This is a genomic window from Nitrospirales bacterium (genome assembly GCA_031315865.1).
Lineage (GTDB): Bacteria > Nitrospirota > Nitrospiria > Nitrospirales > UBA8639 > JAGQKC01.
Window position 1 is genome coordinate 1,162,420 of record JALDRJ010000002.1, and the last position, 18,075, is coordinate 1,180,494.

The 18,075-nt window shown below is 48.4% G+C and carries 16 protein-coding genes and 1 pseudogene; 6 read left to right on the forward strand and 11 right to left on the reverse strand.

The annotated features are described in order from the left end of the window. Positions 1–192: 192 nt before the first annotated feature. The 4 genes from MRJ96_05375 to MRJ96_05390 form a co-directional block, all read right to left on the reverse strand. Positions 193–1,188 (reverse strand): DUF2278 family protein, encoded by a 996-nt coding sequence (locus MRJ96_05375; GenBank protein MDR4500865.1) that lies wholly within the window; start codon positions 1,186–1,188, stop codon positions 193–195. Positions 1,189–1,306: 118 nt separating this feature from the next. Continuing rightward, on the reverse strand, positions 1,307–1,450 hold the full coding sequence (locus tag MRJ96_05380) for a hypothetical protein (GenBank protein ID MDR4500866.1): 144 nt from the start codon (positions 1,448–1,450) through the stop codon (positions 1,307–1,309). 280 nt (positions 1,451–1,730) lie between these two features. After that, entirely contained in the window at positions 1,731–2,183 is a 453-nt protein-coding gene (locus MRJ96_05385; GenBank protein MDR4500867.1) for a type II toxin-antitoxin system VapC family toxin, read from the reverse strand. Next, positions 2,165–2,404, reverse strand: a complete 240-nt coding sequence (locus MRJ96_05390; GenBank protein ID MDR4500868.1) for an AbrB/MazE/SpoVT family DNA-binding domain-containing protein — start codon at positions 2,402–2,404, stop codon at positions 2,165–2,167. Before MRJ96_05390 ends, MRJ96_05385 begins: the two co-directional genes overlap by 19 nt. 516 nt (positions 2,405–2,920) lie before the next feature. Here MRJ96_05390 and MRJ96_05395 point away from each other — a divergent pair. Then, positions 2,921–3,919, forward strand: a complete 999-nt coding sequence (locus MRJ96_05395; protein ID MDR4500869.1) for a hypothetical protein — start codon at positions 2,921–2,923, stop codon at positions 3,917–3,919. A gap of 66 nt (positions 3,920–3,985) precedes the next feature. Here MRJ96_05395 and MRJ96_05400 read toward each other — a convergent pair whose 3' ends face one another. Next, entirely contained in the window at positions 3,986–4,501 is a 516-nt protein-coding gene (locus MRJ96_05400) for a porin family protein (GenBank protein ID MDR4500870.1), read from the reverse strand. Positions 4,502–4,721: 220 nt separating this feature from the next. Between MRJ96_05400 and MRJ96_05405 the strand changes: the two genes are divergently transcribed. From MRJ96_05405 to MRJ96_05420, 4 genes are all read left to right on the forward strand, one after another. Continuing rightward, complete coding sequence (locus tag MRJ96_05405; protein MDR4500871.1) at positions 4,722–5,477, forward strand: class I SAM-dependent methyltransferase; 756 nt, start codon at positions 4,722–4,724, stop codon at positions 5,475–5,477. A gap of 121 nt (positions 5,478–5,598) precedes the next feature. Then, entirely contained in the window at positions 5,599–6,957 is a 1,359-nt protein-coding gene (locus MRJ96_05410; protein ID MDR4500872.1) for a hypothetical protein, read from the forward strand. A gap of 308 nt (positions 6,958–7,265) precedes the next feature. Next, complete coding sequence (locus tag MRJ96_05415; GenBank protein ID MDR4500873.1) at positions 7,266–7,556, forward strand: type II toxin-antitoxin system RelE/ParE family toxin; 291 nt, start codon at positions 7,266–7,268, stop codon at positions 7,554–7,556. Next, positions 7,556–7,861 (forward strand): HigA family addiction module antitoxin, encoded by a 306-nt coding sequence (locus tag MRJ96_05420; GenBank protein MDR4500874.1) that lies wholly within the window; start codon positions 7,556–7,558, stop codon positions 7,859–7,861. Before MRJ96_05415 ends, MRJ96_05420 begins: the two co-directional genes overlap by 1 nt. A gap of 104 nt (positions 7,862–7,965) precedes the next feature. Here the strand turns inward: MRJ96_05420 and MRJ96_05425 are convergent, their stop codons facing one another. From MRJ96_05425 to MRJ96_05450, 6 genes are all read right to left on the reverse strand, one after another. After that, positions 7,966–9,156: a GIY-YIG nuclease family protein gene (locus tag MRJ96_05425; GenBank protein ID MDR4500875.1), complete on the reverse strand. Its 1,191-nt coding sequence runs from the start codon at positions 9,154–9,156 to the stop codon at positions 7,966–7,968. Further along, positions 9,149–11,212 (reverse strand): hypothetical protein, encoded by a 2,064-nt coding sequence (locus tag MRJ96_05430; GenBank protein ID MDR4500876.1) that lies wholly within the window; start codon positions 11,210–11,212, stop codon positions 9,149–9,151. The genes MRJ96_05425 and MRJ96_05430 overlap by 8 nt, the downstream gene beginning before the upstream one ends. Beyond that, positions 11,209–13,986, reverse strand: a complete 2,778-nt coding sequence (locus MRJ96_05435) for a hypothetical protein (GenBank protein MDR4500877.1) — start codon at positions 13,984–13,986, stop codon at positions 11,209–11,211. Before MRJ96_05435 ends, MRJ96_05430 begins: the two co-directional genes overlap by 4 nt. Positions 13,987–14,126: 140 nt before the next feature. After that, positions 14,127–16,220 (reverse strand): DUF262 domain-containing protein, encoded by a 2,094-nt coding sequence (locus MRJ96_05440; protein ID MDR4500878.1) that lies wholly within the window; start codon positions 16,218–16,220, stop codon positions 14,127–14,129. 64 nt (positions 16,221–16,284) lie between these two features. Further along, entirely contained in the window at positions 16,285–16,590 is a 306-nt protein-coding gene (locus MRJ96_05445) for a hypothetical protein (protein ID MDR4500879.1), read from the reverse strand. Between the two features lie 8 nt (positions 16,591–16,598). Then, positions 16,599–16,766 carry a hypothetical protein gene (locus MRJ96_05450; GenBank protein MDR4500880.1) on the reverse strand — a complete coding sequence of 56 codons (168 nt, stop codon included), beginning with the start codon at positions 16,764–16,766 and terminating at the stop codon, positions 16,599–16,601. Positions 16,767–16,860: 94 nt separating this feature from the next. On the opposite strand from MRJ96_05450, the pseudogene MRJ96_05455 reads away from it, so the two are divergent. After that, positions 16,861–17,975, forward strand: a pseudogene (locus MRJ96_05455) (IS3 family transposase). The last annotated feature ends 100 nt before the right edge of the window (positions 17,976–18,075 follow it).

Below are 18,075 nucleotides of genomic sequence, written 5' to 3' on the forward strand. Positions count from 1 at the left end.
TCTCTAACCCTTGCTGCATTTCATGAAACACCGCAGGCCTCATTGCTTTTTGTTGGAGAACCATCAAGCCCCCCTATGGCCATACCATTCCGGTCCATAGTGAAGAGATATTGTATACGACTCGTGGCCGGGGTTGTACCGGAGGAAGGAATGTAGAGTGTTAGTTCGGTTCGACGTATCGTGGACAGGGTCTCAGAAAACCAACGTCCACCCCTGCCGCTCGGCATCGCGTATCGTATACGAAACGCCATCGATCTTCGTACCGTCTTGATCGACCAGCGTTATGATCCCGCCTTTGTTCGAAAGTTGTGCGCCGTTCCCCGTTAACGTCACTCGCACGGCTTCACCCGGTTCTATGCCGCCGGTCAGTGTTTCACGCCTCTTATTCTTATCCAAAATTCCCCAACCTGAAATATCCACTGGATGTGGCGTTGGATTCAAAAGCGTGACGGTTTCTTTTCCTACATCACCATCTAGCGGGTTGACTCGTGCGGCCACAATGTTGATCTGCCCTTGCGGATCCTCCCCAGGTTCCATCGCAATGGCGTGCCCGGTCTGATCGTCGGTGTGCCACGACTGCGACTGAAACGCCAGAAATATCGCTACCCACCGATCCTCACTGGGAAAGTGCATGAACAGCGCCCCATCTTGCCAGACGCCGTCATCGCTCACAAACCGTCCAACATTCCCCTGATTCATGTGGATATCATGAATACCATTCCCCGGTCGAAAACCGAAATACTTGTCCCGACTGTCGGCCTCTGGCCCCCACCGCTCACCAAATGCATACACGACGGCGTCTTCTTCCGCGAGCGCTCGTGTTACATGGGCGTCAATTTTTTCATTCAAATCATTATCCGGCCCGGGTACGTCATGGGGAAGGGGAATCAGGGAATCTCGATCAAACAGATTTCCTCGAATAAAATCCAACGCCAAACCATTGGGTTGACTCGGAAGAGCCGTAAAACCCGGAGGCTGTGTTTCCAATTCTGCCAGCAGTGGATGTTGAAACCGGTCATTGACGACGTACAACAATTCCGACGGACTCAGTTTTGATTTCACGTTGATGGCAATACGATAGTCCGTCTCGTCATCGACGAGATGAATTTGATAGTGGGGGCTTTGTCCCATACCCAAACGCGATTGAATTGGCCGTCCTTTTAGCAGACCGTATCGATGTAGCGGCATGTTTTATTCTCCTTTGTCATTGCTATACAAGCCCAGTAAACCTGAGGACATTTCTCACGGTTCTATATTCGTAAGGGCAATTGCCATACCGAATGAATTCTTCGCTCTGACAAGAAATTTATTCAACCGTCACGCAGACTCGATATCTCTTCAGATACACCGGCGTCTCTGAAGAGATACGCTGCCGTATGGCATGTTTGAGATCGTGGTGATGATGACGCGCCGTTACGGCCTGAAAATACACTGCCGTTCGTACCTTCATCGACTCTTTCACTCAATCTGGCTCTTCTTTTGCTTTATCCAACATTCACGATGCTGTCACCATGACAACGCCGTAACAACAGACAGCCCAAAAAACCCCTTTGTCAGTATGGATGTCAGGTAGGCAGGAGGAACACGGTGTTGCAAGCCGTCGAAACCGCCATCAATTCAGGCCGCTATCAAAACACCGGGGTTTGCACGGCATTTCTATTCGATCAACAAAATCCCGGAGGATGTGTGAAAGAGATAGGGTAGAGAAATTGCAAAAATATTTTTGTCTATCAAGCGTGAGAGAACAACCCGATGTTCAGTGGAAGGTTACGGAGCTTGGTTAATGCCCTGTCATTCGTCACAAACCAGTCAGCGTGTTGAGCGAGCGCCGTGGCCAGATGCAAGGCATCAGGGGTTCGAAGTGAGGACTCGGCTCGAAGCCGTGATGCATCATAGGCAATCCGGGCGTTCACGTCGATGAGCTCGAGATGAGGAAAATGCGTCAGCAAACCAAACACATTCTGTGCACTCGACGATAGGTGATCGCGAAATGCCGGCACCAGCAGTTCTGTCAAAACCAACGTTGAGGCTACGGCCTCGATCATCCCCTTTTCAATACGTTCAAACAGATTTTTAGCAGAATCGTAAAAAACAGGGTGTCGTTCAAGGAAGTAGATAAACGTGACCGTATCGAGCGCAACTCGACTGCCAGAGGGAATTCGGGTTAGCGTTCCCGGTCCCATTGTCCCCGATCATCCTTCAACTTACGAGCATATCCCTTCCACGAAGATGCAGTGGTAATTGTTTCAAGCGCTTGTACGTAGGATTTGGGAACTTTTCGAAGGATGGCATGATCGCCTTCTACTTGAACATCGATTTGATCACCGGGGTTGATTCCCAATTGCTTTCGGACGGCGGCTGGCAAAACCAGTTGATGCTTGGAACTTAAGGTGGCATCGGGCATCGTTTTTCTCCACATCCCTATTTAAAATGATCGAAAGCAACTTCAAGATACTTTACTTCATGGTAAAGCGATACGGAAATTCTGTCAAGTGATGAATCCACGAAATGCCATCAATCCGGAGTTGTCGAGGAAGGATTGGTTTGGCGGGGAGGAAGCGTATACTTTATGAATCTTCTTCTCGTTATCCGTTTCGATACATCTTTGTATCTAAAGCAATACAGGCGCTAGCTGGTAGGGCCATTGATCGCAACCAACTGTTCCACAAGATATGAAGTCATCTTTCTATACACTTATCGTGCATTGAAAAATTATTAGCGGTGAGGCCAAATCTGGCTCATGACTTGCTTCATGTTGAAATAAAGACAGGATTGTACCAATATCGCATCAATAGACTACGCTCATTCAGAGCGATTTAAAGTCATGAGATTCCATCAGTAATAGACTGCCAAAAGATAGGACGTAATAAGCACAGCAATAATACAACAATAGATCCGGCCCTAATAGGAAGGAGTACAGATGGGAAAAGCCATATTTTCGAACGGCAACTTCATCTTTGGTGAAAGCGGACTTGGCCGGTATGGGCAAGGCATAGGATCGGTCAAACAAGTCACCCATGATGGCGACACCGTCAACGTACGCCTCCTGGACAATTTGGCGATTCGGTTTTTGGGTATAGACACGCCGGAAACGAGTTTCGATTTACCCGAGCCGGCAGGTGAGGCCAATACACTAAATTTCGTCTCACTTGGTGACGATCGATGGGAAAATTTTCTCAGCAATCCATTCAGTTCAACATGGAAGACATTCTCCCCACCTCTTCACCATGACTTACACACACACTTATCGACGGCCACCGGAGTGGGGGTCGCCAAAAATCATCACACACATGCCAAAGCCGCAGAAGATGAATTGGAAAGGTTGATTCAGGAAGATTTTGACAGCAGGGGACTCAGCGATGAGAACGGCCGGTTTTTTATGGCTTTTGCCAACGACGTGATGGATGGATATGGTCGTCTGTTGTGTTACCTGAATATCCAAGAACCAAATGCGGAACGGCGGCCTGTAACTTACAATGAGCGTTTACTCGCGTCGGGAATGGCCGTGCCGTATTTTATCTGGCCGAATATTGACCCATTTCGACGAGAACCTTCTCTCGCCAACGCGGCCTTATCACCCACAGCCTTTCGTCAGCGAATTGCAGAATCACCCACACTATCCGTCTCCAGAGCGGCCGTCAAACAAGCCCGCCATGATCGCAAGGGTATTTTTTCCCCAACCGACCCGCTCATGCTCCTTCCGTTTGAGCTTCGTTTTCTGGCACGTCGCCAGCCGCCATCACGTTGGGTGATTGACCTCGCGGCAGAAGACAATCGGATCTATGTCCCTCAACGATACATCAACATTCCGAACGTCGAAGACCGGTTGTTTCTCCCGGAAGAATTCGTACCGCTCTTTACTTCGAAAGGGTGGCAAGCCAGTACTTTAGAAGCCCCTTGCCAAGTCGCAATCGCCTGAAGCCGTGTTGATCATCTCCAGAGATGCTTTCCCTCCGCACGAAGCTCGTGCCCTTGAGGCACCGGTTTAAAACCGCACGCCAAAAGTGAGACTTGGCATGACATTCGTGTCATTATAACTACCGCGATGATCCAAGTCGGTGAAGTTCAACAAAAAATCACTTTTAAACGCCAGCTGCGGGTTAATTTGATAATCGAGCCCCACCCCCAAGGGAATAAGAAATGAAGTATCCGACGGCCCTGCGTCGGCGTGGACAAATCCGATACCGCCCTGCAGCAGAACCTTGAATTTGTCGCTTCCTTCGATGGGAAAAGCATATTTGCCTTGCCCGGAAAACCCAACGAGTGTGAGATCACCCGTAAAACCCAATTGAAGAAGGGGTCCAAAGGATGCGCGTTCGTTGAGACGGACATCTCCAGTAAAATTGAGAGCAAACGCGGCACCATCAGGGGTATTCGCCAAATACCCCAAGGCCCCGCCAACACTCCACGGTTTCTGGGACGATGGCTCTGCAGCTTGTACGTCGTTCGTGCCGAACAACCCAACACTCAACCACATGATGGCACCTATCCATACACTCATTGTTTTTTTACTGCTTCTAAGGTCACATAGCATATTACGAATCCTCCTTTACCTGTAAATCGTTCAGTGATAACCCTTGCCGTACACAGTTACGATTGTCAATGCAATAGGACAAGCCTGTCAAAAAGTCAAGAAGGGATTGTGTATCATAAGATCCTGATTGAAAAGATAGAACGATCAGGACGCGCAACAAGGTTTACGAGACAATTTGGAGGAATGCATGATGGATGACCATAGGCTCGACGTTTTCTTCGACGTCCACTGCGGTCTTCCCCGTCAGGGACCGGGAGACGCCAAGAGTACGCGCAAAGCGCTCAGGCTTTGTCGTGACCTGCCGTCAGACGCCAACATCCTCGATATCGGATGCGGGCCAGGCGCTCAAACCGTCGTAATCGCAGAGGCCCTGCCTGAAGCTCGTATCACAGCTATCGATGCGCATGAGCCGTACTTGAAGCAATTGCAAGACCGGGCAAAATCGGTGGCATGCGACACACGAATATCGGCCCAACGGCATGATATGAGCCAACTACCGTTCACGCCTGGTAGCTTTGACCTCGTCTGGGCGGAAGGCTCAGCCTACATCATGGGGGTTTCCCACGCATTGAGAACATGGAGGCCCTTGCTGCAAAACGGAGGTTATATTGCTCTAACAGAGCTCGTGTGGTTGACCAAGAATCCCCCGGCGAAAGCCTCTGAATTTTTCACGATGGAATATCCCGACATGACCACGCCTGACAAAATCGTCTCAATAATCGCCGAAGCCGGTTATCAGACGCTCGATCACTTCACGCTCCCGGATCATGCCTGGTGGGATGACTACTACACACCACTTTCAACTCGACTCCAGTCATTGGAGAAAAAATACGCTGGCGACGAGGCCGCGATGGCGGTCATTGAATTGACGAAAAAAGAACTGGCTATTCGTGAGCAGTTCAGCGCCAGTTATGGGTATGAGTTTTTTGTGGCGAGGAAATAAAGCACGTCAAAGAGACCATACTTTCGGGAGCTTTAGATAGATGTTAGGGACATGCGGGTCTACAAGAAGATTGGAAAACACTCCATTTCCACTCAATTCCTGAAAGGGGAGGAGAATCACAATGCTGAATCGCCGTAACATATACGCCATCCTTCTGAGCCTTTCGACTTCCTATCTTATAGCGACCAGTGTCTACGCCGATGCTTCCGACCCCATCCGTCGTTGCAGCTATGAACAAAAAATCCACTCCCTGTCGAAGACATTGAAAAATTCAGAAGGGTCGCAGGATCGAGCGGAAACTATCACCAAACGCATACAATATATCGAAGAAATGAATCGCTTAGATGCGAATACTCAGTTCAAATTTTGCTCTGATGAAAGCGGGAAAGCCTCTCTCAAATTTAATACGCCGGAGGAAAAATGGCGCGATAGGATCGAAACCCTTTTCAGCCTGCTCAAGGTGTTAGATCGGAAGGCTGTCGCTCATGGGAGTCTTCAGGGAGTAGGGGATTCCATAAAAGAACAAATTAAGAAAGCAAAGGAAAAGCTTGCAGACCTTCGGGAATTCAAAAAGCGGGCAATTGATAAGTATGAAACCGCCACGCATAGCAAAACAGGAAATCTTGATGAATTGTTTCAAGAATACCAACAACTGCGCAAAGAGCGACAGGATGCGATGAACAACCTGTCCCACCTGGCCGACCGGTGGCTCTGCCTAGGCGCGACAGCCGAAGATATGGAATTGGCACGTCTATTTCATGAAACTATCCCACAAGATTCAAGCTGTAATCCGTTATTACGGGTAAATTTACTAGACCGCATCCGCACGAGCGGAGGAAGCCTGATCAATAGGGCTTTGCTGGAAAAAGAGACCTATGAACGAGTAAAAATGGCCTGCCCGAACCTAGGCCCGTTGGGAGCAACCGGCAGTTGGCACACCAAACACGTGCAAACCCAATCGACGAAATACCCGCAAGGGCATGTCTGGTACGTGGCAGTTTCACCCACAAGCCTGGAGAAGACCATCGAAAAGAATTTTCGCGACGGTTCAAAAGAGAAAGTACATGCCAAAGTCACAGCGACCCAAGGCCCGCCCTCGAAATTGAATATTGGACGGCCTGCGACCGGAGAAGTCAATTTTGTCGTGGAAGGGGAAATTTCGGGGTTTATCAAAAAGATGTCAGCCGAAGGGATGAGCAATGATCTCCGTTGTATCAATTGCGAGTTTAAGTTGTTGGGGGGGTATCAACAGGTCCATCCCCGTACTGGTCGCTATTGCAACCCCACAGGAAAGAAAGAGCGGTGGAACCCGAGTCAATCGTTCTCTTCAAGAATTGCTATCGGATCCTTAAATTTTTGTCGAAGAAAATTTAGATATGAAATTCAAGTCGTCGCGACCTCTAAAATGAAGTCGCCAGAAATTCATTTGAAAGGGCCTTCTCTGTCAGAAATCATGTGGACCTATGATCAGCGAGATTAAAATGCTTCGATGAAAACTGTACATGAACCAATTTGGATTCCGCCCCAATATCGTCTCATTTAATATTTCATATTAAATGGGATGATCGTGTGCTCGCGCAAGTTTCTCCATATCGAGGACAGATTAATCGTAGAGCTTTCTGGGCCAGAACTTCTTCTATCTCCATAGACAACTTAGCAAACCTCATCAGTGAGAGGAAATGCCGAGTTTTAGGGCAATGGGCGGAAAGGTGCATTCCGTTGACCTTGTGCCGAGCAAGGACAAAAAATCCTTGCAAAACGTACGCCTTTACCGTACACTAAAAGGAGATGATTATTCGCTCTGTGCGCCACCGGGGTTTAAAGCGCCTCATAGAAAACAATCAAACCAAAGGCCTGCGGCCCGACCTGGTGAACAGGGTACGGAATATCATCACCGCGCTGATTGTGGCGGAAGATATGCAAATGTTTCGGGGCGGGGCCCCACCGGGATGGCGGGTGCATCAACTCGCAGGCGACCGAAAGGGCACCTGGAGCGTGTCTACCTCAGGCAACTGGCGGATCACGTTTGAAGAAGAGAGCGGGTATTTGGACTTGTTAGATTTGGAGGACTATCACTAATGGCAAAGAAAGGGATTAAAATCGGCATGAAGCCGTCTCATCCGGGAGCGTTTATCAAAACAGAAATCCTGGATGAATTGGACTTGAGTGTGACCAAGGCCGCTGAAGTGCTAGGAGTTCGCCGGGCAACCCTGTCCGATCTGGTGAATGAAAAAGCAGCGCTTTCCCCAGAAATGGCGTTACGGCTGGAAAAAGCCTTTCACCTCAACATGGACATGTTGCTACAAATGCAAGCCTGGTTTGATAGCACCGAGATGCGCAAACAGGCGGGGAAAATCAAGATCGTCCCTTATGTATCAGCATGACCATAGTAATAATTAGTCGAAATCTATACTATCGCACAAAGGATTTTATAATTGGGGACTGTGTTTTCTTTCACGATATTTGGCCCATTTTTCCAGCAAGTTTTTTATTTAACTGCCTGCGTTAACGATGCAGTCACTGGATCATACTGAAATCCTGTAATCGTGCCATCCTTAATGCGCTCAACAACCTCGTCGATCACAAAGATCGGCACGAGAAACCATTCGCGCGGCACAACGGGATTTCCAAAGCGATCCTTGATTTCAATATCAAGCCTTGCCGGATCAAAAATCCGATGAATGAGATGTTCGAGCTTACTACGATTGATGTTAGAAAGCTTGTACGTGGCAACAACCTCCACATCCGCCATCAGGAATGTGGGATCAAGTTTGGCATTGCCGATTCGACGTTCAATATTGCCGCCGGTCACACCGATCTTGTGCAGAATATCCCGATTGGCTTCGACCACCGGATGGTCTGACTTACTCTGTAGAACATAGATGGTGCCACTTTCTTCGTCGCCCTCTTCGATTTCGGCGGAAAATAGCGGCCCATAACCTACCTCTGTAATGCGTCGTCCAGCGTTATCCCGATGAAGGGCACGTTGGAGTGAACGCAAAAGAACGTCGCTTTCCGTCCCATTGTCATAGATAACGCGAAGCCTGCTGTCCCGCCGGTCATATTCTGTAACAAATTCTTTGCCAACTTCTGCCACGTAGGCAATCTGGCCACCAACAACAAACCATTGACCTTTCTGAATTTCAGCCATTTTTTGAAAGGGGCTAGTTTGCCTCATACCGGTTTCGAGGTCTTTCTTGACTTGAAGAAACATCGATTTGAATTCTTCAAAATTCTCACACTTCTTGCGGTTGGCAATTTCTTCCGCTGCTCTCTTCTCGGCGGTGGAGCGGACATGTCGAAGCTCTGTAACGCTCTCCGAAGAACCATCAACGCCAAGTGCTTCCAGAAGCTCGTGGTCATCTAGGTCGTCAACCTCCGGAATGGATGACGCTTTCCCACCTTCCAGCAAACCTTGCCGATCTAAAGTCCTAAGGAGATCCCGGCATTCTGTCAGGGCGCGCAGGCGATCCAAGCGCACGGCGTAGAGTCGCTCGAAAATATCACGATCTTCCCCGTGTTGCGGGGTGCTTCCGTGCTCGTCAACAAATCGCTGAATTTCCTCGAAGCCAGCGATGATCCGTTCCTCACGAGGCGTACGACCACCCGACGTCTTCGTCTCAATCCCGACACCAAGTTCCTCAAGCAGGGCGTCGTCTTCATCGGTGAATTTAGCCACGCTCTGCCTCCGCTTTCATCCGTGCAAGATACGCGACGCCTTCGGCCATGCGCTTTTCCCACGCATCGGGCGACGTGATGGAAGGCAAGCGCCCACGTTCATGCTTGAATCTCAAGGCGCGTTTCGCAAGTTCTCGCGCTTCCTCCAAGGACAAGCTGACGCGTTTGGCTGAAATGGCAGCCTGAACTTGTTTCAGGCTATCTTCGTTCATGGTTTTGGCGAGAATGGCATAAGCTTCCTGGAACGGATTAATCCGGTCGATCAGATCAATGTCCAACTCTCGCACATCCATGGCAAACTTACGAACGCCATCAATCAGGGCCGTATTACTGCTTTGTTGTTCTTGGTCACCTGTTTGCCCAAGAATAGCCTTTTTGGCCTGTTGCGTGAGATTCAAGGCCGCGATGGCGTGCTGGCGAACAGATTCCTGGTCTTGCTCATTTAATTCAGGATACTTGTCCTTGATGATCTTCCCCATGCGGACTTGGGTCAGTTCTTCCGGCACAAGCTCTTCGTCGAAAAGTCCGCGTTCAATTGCTGTCTTGTCCTGAACAAATTCTGCAATAACCTCATTCAAGTCCTCACGGCAGATGCGTGCCGCCTCTTGCGTCTTTGGTTCGGTCAGTCCCTTAATTTCGATCTGAAATTGTCCGGTCTCGCCATTGAAACCCACGTTGCATTTGTTTGGATCATACCCGCCTTCCCCGTAGTCAAAACCAGGGGTCGGCCCGCTATTCGGATTCTTTGGTTTGAACTCAAAGCGTGGGGCAAGGACTTGCTCCATGAGGAGGCTAGCCGCAATCGCCTTAAGGGTGTCGTTTACGGCCTCAGTGACAGCCTCCGTCGACGCATCAGGTTCGGCAATCAAATTCGTAAAACGCGCGCGCAGCTTTTCCGGTGCGTCGCGCGTGGCACGACCGATAATCTGCACAATCTCTGTCAGGCTCGACCGGTAGCCGATCGTCAACGCATGTTCACACCAAATCCAGTCGAATCCCTCTTTGGCCATGCCCAAAGCAATGATGATGTCCACATGGTCCCGGTTATTCTTCTGCGATGGGTCTTTCAACGAAGCTGAGACGCGATCACGTTTTACCGCATCGTCATCAACAAGATCGGCAACCTTGAGAACGCGACCTGTTGCAGTTTTCACAATTTGAAAGCCGGTTTCCGGGTCAGCACCCTGCCATTCGCCCAGTTCTTCGATGATATGCTCAACCTCTTTGATCTTATCCTTGGTACTCTCGCGCGAATTGACGCTCGGGATATGAATGATCGTCTTCTCTTCCTGATTTAGTACCTTCAAAATGTCGTCGGTATAGGATCCAGAATAGAAGAAATAACCAATATCGAGCTGCTTCAGATACTCATACCCGTTGAGTTGCTCATAATATGTATAAGTGACCGTATCGAACTTTGCTTCGTCATGCGGGGCCAGAACGGCCTCAGCATCGCCACGGAAATACGACCCCGTCATCGCAAGAATATGTGTTTTGTCGCGGGCAATGAGCTGGCTAAGATGGCGGCCAAGTTTATTATCGTCATCTGCCGAAACATGGTGAAACTCATCCACGGCAATAAGACGGTTATCGAATTTCTCAATCCCGAACTTGTCAACGGCAAACCGAAATGTCGCATGCGTGCAAACCAGCACCCTGTCATCGCATGCCAGGAACGTACCGACTGAATTCACTTTCCCACTATTGTCCCCGCCGGGCGCGTCACAAAGATTCCATTTCGGCTCAACATGCCAATCAGCCCAAAATCCATACTGCATCAAAGGTTCATCGTGAAAACTCGCACCGATTGACCGTTCCGGCACGACGATAATGGCCTGCTTGATACCTTGATTTTGGAGCTTGTCGAGGGCAACAAACATGAGCGCCCGGCTTTTACCTGAAGCCGGCGGCGACTTGATGAGAAGATATTGCTCTCCGCGCCGTTCATAAGCACGCTCCTGCATCGGACGCATCCCAAGGGTATTGGCTTTGGTCGCCTTGCCGTTCCTCGCATATGAAACGGAAATCGATGGAAACGATTTTATTTCATCTGTCATGCGCTCGCCCCCTCTTTCTTCCTCTTCCCTGTTTCCTTACCCGCCTTCATCTTTGTATAGAGTTTAAACAGCTTTTCAAGCCGCTCGGTGTCGTTGCGGAAGCGCCGCCCAATATAGATCCGCTCCAGCACTTCATCGTTGTGCTCATGCGCCTCCCGGAGATTGGCGGGCATGTTGTCAGGATCGTAGAGATCGGCGATTGTCGCCGGGAAATGGGCTTCACGAGCCAGGAGGATGTCTTCAGCGCAGCGCGTGAGGTCGGCTTTGTTCTTTTCGGTGAGTGTCGGGACGGGGAATGTGTTCCACGCAAGGGTGTTTGTAAACCTATAATCTGTCCTCATTCTTGAGCATACAGTTGCTACCCAAATTAAATTTGTTCGTGATGCTACAAGAGCCAGAACCCACAAATCTTTACTAGGCATTCCAAACGATAAATTGGAAATAACAGTTTCCGGCTTTAGCAAGCCGACAGGCAGATATTCCCTATTTTCAGAACTTGTAACAGGAACGCAAATTATCGGTTCTTTTGGTAGTGGCTTTCGCTCATCAAATCTGTAAGCCCATTTTGCTGCGGCCACTGTAGCTTGTTTTTTGCTTCGTAGACGGAAGTTCCTTACCTGTTCAACTCTACTGGCTATGCTCGGAATAGCCATGGCCTCTTTTACTGAGTTGTCATCAATCCATATGCAATACCTTTGTTCACCTCTTATAAGCTCCATAGAGCCAACGAAAGAACGTATAAATTGTCTTGACTGCTCTAGTGTGAGATTCAAATTGTCAACATCGTTTCTATTTAGAAGAAGGTGCCCACCATCCGTAGGTGAATTACCACGATCAAATTCAGGTAGTTTGGAAAGGTGCAATCTACTAGATTCTACTATTATATTTTCTCCGGAAACTAAATATGGGTTAATGTTCTCAACTTGTTTCACCGTAGTATTTTGGTTTGCATCCAAAGAATAAAGAGATTTAGTTTTTGATCGCTTTGAAATTCCAATAATAACTACAGTTACTCCCGCGTTATGGCTTGCCAAATTCGACCATGTGAATGAAGTATGAGCAAAGCTAATGCGATGTCCGGAAGCGAATATTAGAGGCCAAAGGGCAGCGACCTGCTGTCCTTGGCATACGGAATTTGTTGCAACAAATGCAGATGTCGTTTCTGTAGAATTCCCATATTCAGCAGCTCTCATAAGCCATCCAGCTACATAGTCTAAAACCTTCCAATCCTTCGTTATGTTTTTGAAAACTGATTCTAAGTCAGATTTTTGAATGGATTCTTGCCTCTTGCTGCCAAGATACGGCGGATTCCCGCAGATGTATGTCTCTCCCCCTTCGTTTTCGAAGTCAATTTGTGTCTGATCCAGGGGTGTGCTAAATAAGTCGTCACTGACTAGCTTCACACCCGTTCCAGTCGGGGGACAGATACTCAGCCAATCCAACTGCAAAGCGTTCCCGCGCGTGATCCAATTCTCTTTTTCGAGAGGCAGAAACTCTGCGAGAGCGAGCTTTTGACCGCGGTAGTGTACGTCACATTGATACTCGGTGATAATCAGCGCAAGACGTGCGATTTCAGCTGGGAAGTCCCGCCTTTCGATTCCACGAAAATTGGTAAGAGGGATGCCAGAATGGCGGTTGGATTCACCCCGTCTCTTGTTGATCTCGGCTTCAATCTCCCGCATTTCTTTGTAGGCAATAACGAGGAAATTTCCGCTGCCACAGGCTGGGTCGAAGACTCTGATTCTTGAAATGCGACTACGCAAGTTGAGAAGTTTGCGCGAATTATCCCCCGCTTCTTCCAGCTTCGCCCGTAGATCATCAAGAAACAGCGGGTTGAGCACCTTCAGGATATTCGGGACGCTTGTGTAATGCATTCCGAGGGCACCCCGTTCTTCATCTTCGGCGACTGCCTGAATCATCGAGCCGAATATATCCGGGTTGATCCTGGTCCAATCGAGATTGCCAATGTGCAAAAGGTAGGAACGCGCGATCTTGCTGAAACGCGGAACGTCCATCCGGCCTGAAAAAAGGCCGCCATTGACAAAGGGGAAGCCCTTTGTCCAGCGCGGAAGACCACTGGATTCCCGATCCTCCTGTTTTGTGTTCATGGCTAGAAAGAGCGATTCGAGGACTGCATGCGTGTTGGATGAATCCCTCGCACTCATTGTTTCCACGGTTCTTGTGAATTGCGCGTCTTCACCAAAAATGTCGGTATCTTCCGCAAAAAAACAGAAAATCAGCCGTGCCATGAAATGATTCATATCCGGCCGGCGCTCTTCCGTACCCCATTCCGGATTGTCCTTCAACAGTTCCACATAGAGCCGGTTCAGTCGACTGGTCGCGCGGATGTCGAAGGAGCTTTCACGCACCTGCTGGACGGTTGTAATGCCCGCCAACGGGAGAAAAAACCCGAAGTGATCCGGGAAGTCACGATAGGCACAGGCAACGGTCTCACCGCTTGACAGATCTTCAGCTTCAAAAGTCTCCCCATCCGTTGCCAGGACGAACTTGGCTTTGGCACGCGTGGTTGCCGGACTCTCTTTCAAGGCTAATAGGGTCTTCGTGACCTCATTCGCCGCGGCGACGGCAATATGGATATTGTTGGATTGAAGGACTCCGGCTAGATCGGATTTATTGGACTCGCCCTTACGGAGCCGCTTGAGGGTCGTTTCCTTGTTACCGAAGGCTTGCAGGAAGGCGAACGGAAACTCCTGAGGATCGAATGTTTCCTCAGCCAGCGCGGAAATTGCTTCTTCAATTTCAACCGCGTTCATTCTTCCCGTTCCCGGTACGCTCTAATAATAATTCCATCCAAATCTTCATCCACTTTCTCGGTCTTAATTTGACTCTGTAGCCAGCCTTTCTTGGGTTCAGGAATAGAAACATTCATGGTCGCCTATGTTCCTTTGTTCGGTTAAACTTCATTACCCATTTGGCGCTCAAAGGATTGGCGAACTAAACCCATGACGTAAGGTAGGTCCTCCAGATTATCTAAAGTAACTTCAATATCTCCATTACCCCAACGGCCTAGGTTAGTAACATCCTTGCACAGACCTCTCGGATCACTAATTTCTGAGAACTCCATATTTAGGGATAATCTTAGACGTTTTGCTTGGGGAACAATATCAACGAAGTTTGTTTCCGCTTTATAAGCAACATATAGCTTCAAAAACTCCTCCGTCACACAAGGGTCGAGAGCCAAAACCTCCTTTCGGAACGCTTCATATAATGGCCTCATGTTTGTTGATAACAAATGAGGATGGTCCTCAATTGAATAAGTTGTCGTTTCTACTTTTTTAGGTTGATATTCTGCCAATATTTCTGGAGGTAATTTTGGAATGTTCCATACATCTAAAGCTAAATGAGACAACCTTTCTGCCCGTTCCTTAATCGATTCTTCATTCCAGTGGTCAAGTTGTCCTAGTCCTGTATTAAGTTTTAATGGGCTTTCTTTAAAACCGCCTTCCATATCCCGTTTTTCATTAAATGGCCGATCCCCGTATTCGGAGTTATAACCTGTTAGAGTCAGATTTCCTAAAGTATGAAGCAAGGTTTCTTGTACACGCTTCCAATCTGGCCCCAACTGGGTCTGCCATTGCTCTGAAAGGTTTTCGTTTTGCGGCAAAATGTGTTCAATCGTGTATTGATCAACTGACACGCGTTCCTTCCGCCCAAAGTTTTCTAAGCGCCGCAACCAATAACTTCGACTTCTAAAATTGTATAAATCCCGTCTTTGGAGTTCCCGACCAAACTCTTCATTGACGGGAAACCGACGGTATGAAGGTAATTTCAAAAAATGGGCTTGAATACTTTCCAAATAACGGTCTTTCTTCAAAGCTTTTCCAAAAGTAGCAAAGGTTTTGTTCAAGGAATTGGTGGGTATTGCACAAATTGCTCTTCGAAAAACATATGCCTCAATAAGCCTGACCGCTTTTAACAATTCTTCCTTTTGCAAAATTGTTTTTTCATAATCGTGGTACAGCTCAAGCAAAAATGGAAAGGCGACATCCACTTTCAATTCACGAAGATCATGAAAGGCTTCCTTTAATTTTGGGTCGTCCTCGGCACCAAGAGCCATCGCACAGAAATACCGGGCAAATCGACGAATGTCTTTTACAAGATTATCGATTCCAGCTTCTGCTATTTCCGGTGTTCTAGCATGGGTTTTAAACCCTTCGTAAACTTCATTTAACTTGGGTATTTCACCTGTTTTAACCGTCAGATAATGGCGCATAAAAGCGTCGAAATGGGCTCCATAAGCTTCTTGCCCAAATTCCATTTCCATCGGTCTCCAATATTGCTTATAGAGTTGTGTTTGGAGTTCCGGTTCCAGACCCATTAGGATGAAATTGCGAATTAAATCTGCCTGACTTAATTCCTTTCCGGTGGAATTCATACTCTCAAAAATGAGCTGTGGATTGTCTTGATCCCTTGTAAGGGCAACATCAACAATGACCAGTTTTAATAATCCCGTGCATATATCCTTATAATCACCTTGGCAACTAGCGATGAGCTTCTCAAATAACTGGAAATTCTGAACAACCCTTAAAGAATGCTGTTTGGGTAAATCACCACCGTCAACTATGGCCGTGAGGGATTCTTTGTCAGTTTGAGATAAAATGAGCTTATGGTGGCGTTCTCCGGTTTCCTCTGGATTTAAGAGATAATAATTTTTTAACTTCCTTTGCGAAAATCCCTCGACTGGTTCAGTATCCCCAATAGCCTTTAACAAAGCTGAAATTAAAAGCGATACGGTTGTTAGGCGTTGTTGCCCATCAATGACCAGTAAAGGGGATTGATCTGTTACTTGCGATAAGCCTGATTCGATATAAACAATAGACCCGACAAAATGAACAGAGACTTTTTCATTCCGACCAGCCCGAATAATATCATCCCACAGTTGCAAACACTCTTTTTCGTTCCACGAGTACGTTCTTTGGTAAATAGGAATAACAAACTGTGGGGATTTTTTTATAAAAGTGAGTAACTTTGCTTCAGTAGCTTTCATAATTTTATAGCCTCATTAATGAATTTATTTCCCTATTTACGGTTATCGATAGGGTTTTCACAAGTTAAGATTTTCCCCCAATAAAAGCAAACAACGGGCAATCCGGACCCAGGACTTCGGTGAAGCCCTGAATTCCCAGATAATTGCACTCCCGGTAAATGGGATGCTCGTAAGAACCGGTATAAGAATAAGAAATCCGCAGATGCGGCGTTTGCGGCAGAAGAAAGATCATCACAATGGCCAGAACAGGCAACAGCGGCAAGAGTGCAATCAGCCAGCGTAACCCCACCCGAAACCGGGCCCTGTATCCCCACCCCAAGCCTGACGGCTTATGAACGGCTTTAAAGCGTTTCACTTTGGCGCGCTTCATCGCTTTCCTCATTTATATTTCAGCCACACGCGGGTTTTGCCTTTGAGTTTTTTCCCAAAAAGCGGATTGGCCTGCACCCAATCCGACCAGGGTTTTACCTCATGGTAGCCGGTCTTGATCGCATGAATGGGCAACAAGTTACGAATAAAAAGAATCGTATCGGGGAAACGGCGCACCTCATCAGGCGTGAGTAATCGTCTTGTAAGCTTCCCCCCAAAGTAGACAGATTAAACGTAGAGCTTTCTGGCAGAATGCCCCCAGGAGGTTCTCATGAAAACGAGTCGATTCAGTGAAACGCAAATTGTGGCGATCTTGAAACAGGGAGATGCCGGGCTCAAGGTCAAAGACCTGTGTCGGGAGTATGGCATCAGTGATGCCACCTATTACAACTGGAAAGCGAAGTCCGGTGGACTGGAGGCGTCAGACCTCAAGCGCCTGCAGGAGACCGAGAGCGAGCTGTCAAAGCTCAAACGGATGTATGCCGACCTGGCCTTAGAGAATCGGGCGCTCAAGGATCTGATTGAAAAAAAGCTTTAGCGCTGGCCGAGAAACGGGAAGCAGTGCACACCATGCAACCAAGGCATGGACTCTCGATCGCTCGAGGGGGGGGTGGCGCTCAAATTGACTCGGTCGGCGTATTATCAGGCGCCCCATGATTGGGCAAGCCACGATCAAGCCGTCCTTGCGGCTCTGAAGCAGTTGGGCGAAACGCATCCCCGGTGGGGCGTGTGGAAATATATCGCTCGCTTACGCCCGTTGGGCCATCCCTGGAATCACAAACGGATTTATCGGGGGTGTATCGACAGTTGGGGCTTAATCAGCCCCGACGAACCAAACGCCGGCTGCCGAAGCGACCTTCCATGCCGGTGTTTGTGCCAGAGGGGGCGAACGAAGTCTGGTCGGCGGATTTCATGAGTGCTGCCGTATACCATGGCTCCCGCTTTCGGACCTTCAATCTCATGGATGCCTTCAATCGAGAAGCCCTCGCCCTTGAGATTGCTACCTCGCTGCGGGCTGAAAGGATTATTCGTGTGCTGGAACGCTTGAAGACCGAGCGTGCATTACCGCATATGGTTCGGGCGGATAACGGGCCAGAGTTTCTCGCTCAAGCCCGGCAAGACTGGGGCAAGACCAATCGCGTGCTCATTGATCACATTCAGCTCGGTCGCCCCACACAGAATGCGTTTCTTGAACGGTTGAATCGCACCTATCGGAACGAAGTACTCAATCTCTACCTCTTTCGAAGCTTGGAGGAAGTGCGGGAGCTGACCGCAAAGTGGATAACAATCTATAACGAGCAACGGCCTCACGCGGCGTTACTGGACGTCGCCCCTTGCTCCGATCACCAACCAACAGAAAACTCTATTTATGAATTGTCCGCTTGACGGGGAAGCTTACAATGGGCTTAACCAGCAGGAAACACCATTTTTCCATATATGCCCTAATCATGCTATGATTAGGTATGTATTATGATTATAATCGTAT

Bases quoted from the DNA above. Each gene is read 5' to 3' on its own strand.
- MRJ96_05375 (MDR4500865.1), bottom strand. From the start codon at position 1,188: ATGCCGCTACATCGATACGGTCTGCTAAAAGGACGGCCAATTCAATCG.
- MRJ96_05380 (MDR4500866.1), bottom strand. From the start codon at position 1,450: ATGAAGGTACGAACGGCAGTGTATTTTCAGGCCGTAACGGCGCGTCAT.
- MRJ96_05385 (MDR4500867.1), bottom strand. From the start codon at position 2,183: ATGGGACCGGGAACGCTAACCCGAATTCCCTCTGGCAGTCGAGTTGCG.
- MRJ96_05390 (MDR4500868.1), bottom strand. From the start codon at position 2,404: ATGCCCGATGCCACCTTAAGTTCCAAGCATCAACTGGTTTTGCCAGCC.
- MRJ96_05395 (MDR4500869.1), top strand. From the start codon at position 2,921: ATGGGAAAAGCCATATTTTCGAACGGCAACTTCATCTTTGGTGAAAGC.
- MRJ96_05400 (MDR4500870.1), bottom strand. From the start codon at position 4,501: ATGAGTGTATGGATAGGTGCCATCATGTGGTTGAGTGTTGGGTTGTTC.
- MRJ96_05405 (MDR4500871.1), top strand. From the start codon at position 4,722: ATGATGGATGACCATAGGCTCGACGTTTTCTTCGACGTCCACTGCGGT.
- MRJ96_05410 (MDR4500872.1), top strand. From the start codon at position 5,599: ATGCTGAATCGCCGTAACATATACGCCATCCTTCTGAGCCTTTCGACT.
- MRJ96_05415 (MDR4500873.1), top strand. From the start codon at position 7,266: ATGATTATTCGCTCTGTGCGCCACCGGGGTTTAAAGCGCCTCATAGAA.
- MRJ96_05420 (MDR4500874.1), top strand. From the start codon at position 7,556: ATGGCAAAGAAAGGGATTAAAATCGGCATGAAGCCGTCTCATCCGGGA.
- MRJ96_05430 (MDR4500876.1), bottom strand. From the start codon at position 11,212: ATGACAGATGAAATAAAATCGTTTCCATCGATTTCCGTTTCATATGCG.
- MRJ96_05435 (MDR4500877.1), bottom strand. From the start codon at position 13,986: ATGAACGCGGTTGAAATTGAAGAAGCAATTTCCGCGCTGGCTGAGGAA.
- MRJ96_05440 (MDR4500878.1), bottom strand. From the start codon at position 16,220: ATGAAAGCTACTGAAGCAAAGTTACTCACTTTTATAAAAAAATCCCCA.
- MRJ96_05445 (MDR4500879.1), bottom strand. From the start codon at position 16,590: ATGAAGCGCGCCAAAGTGAAACGCTTTAAAGCCGTTCATAAGCCGTCA.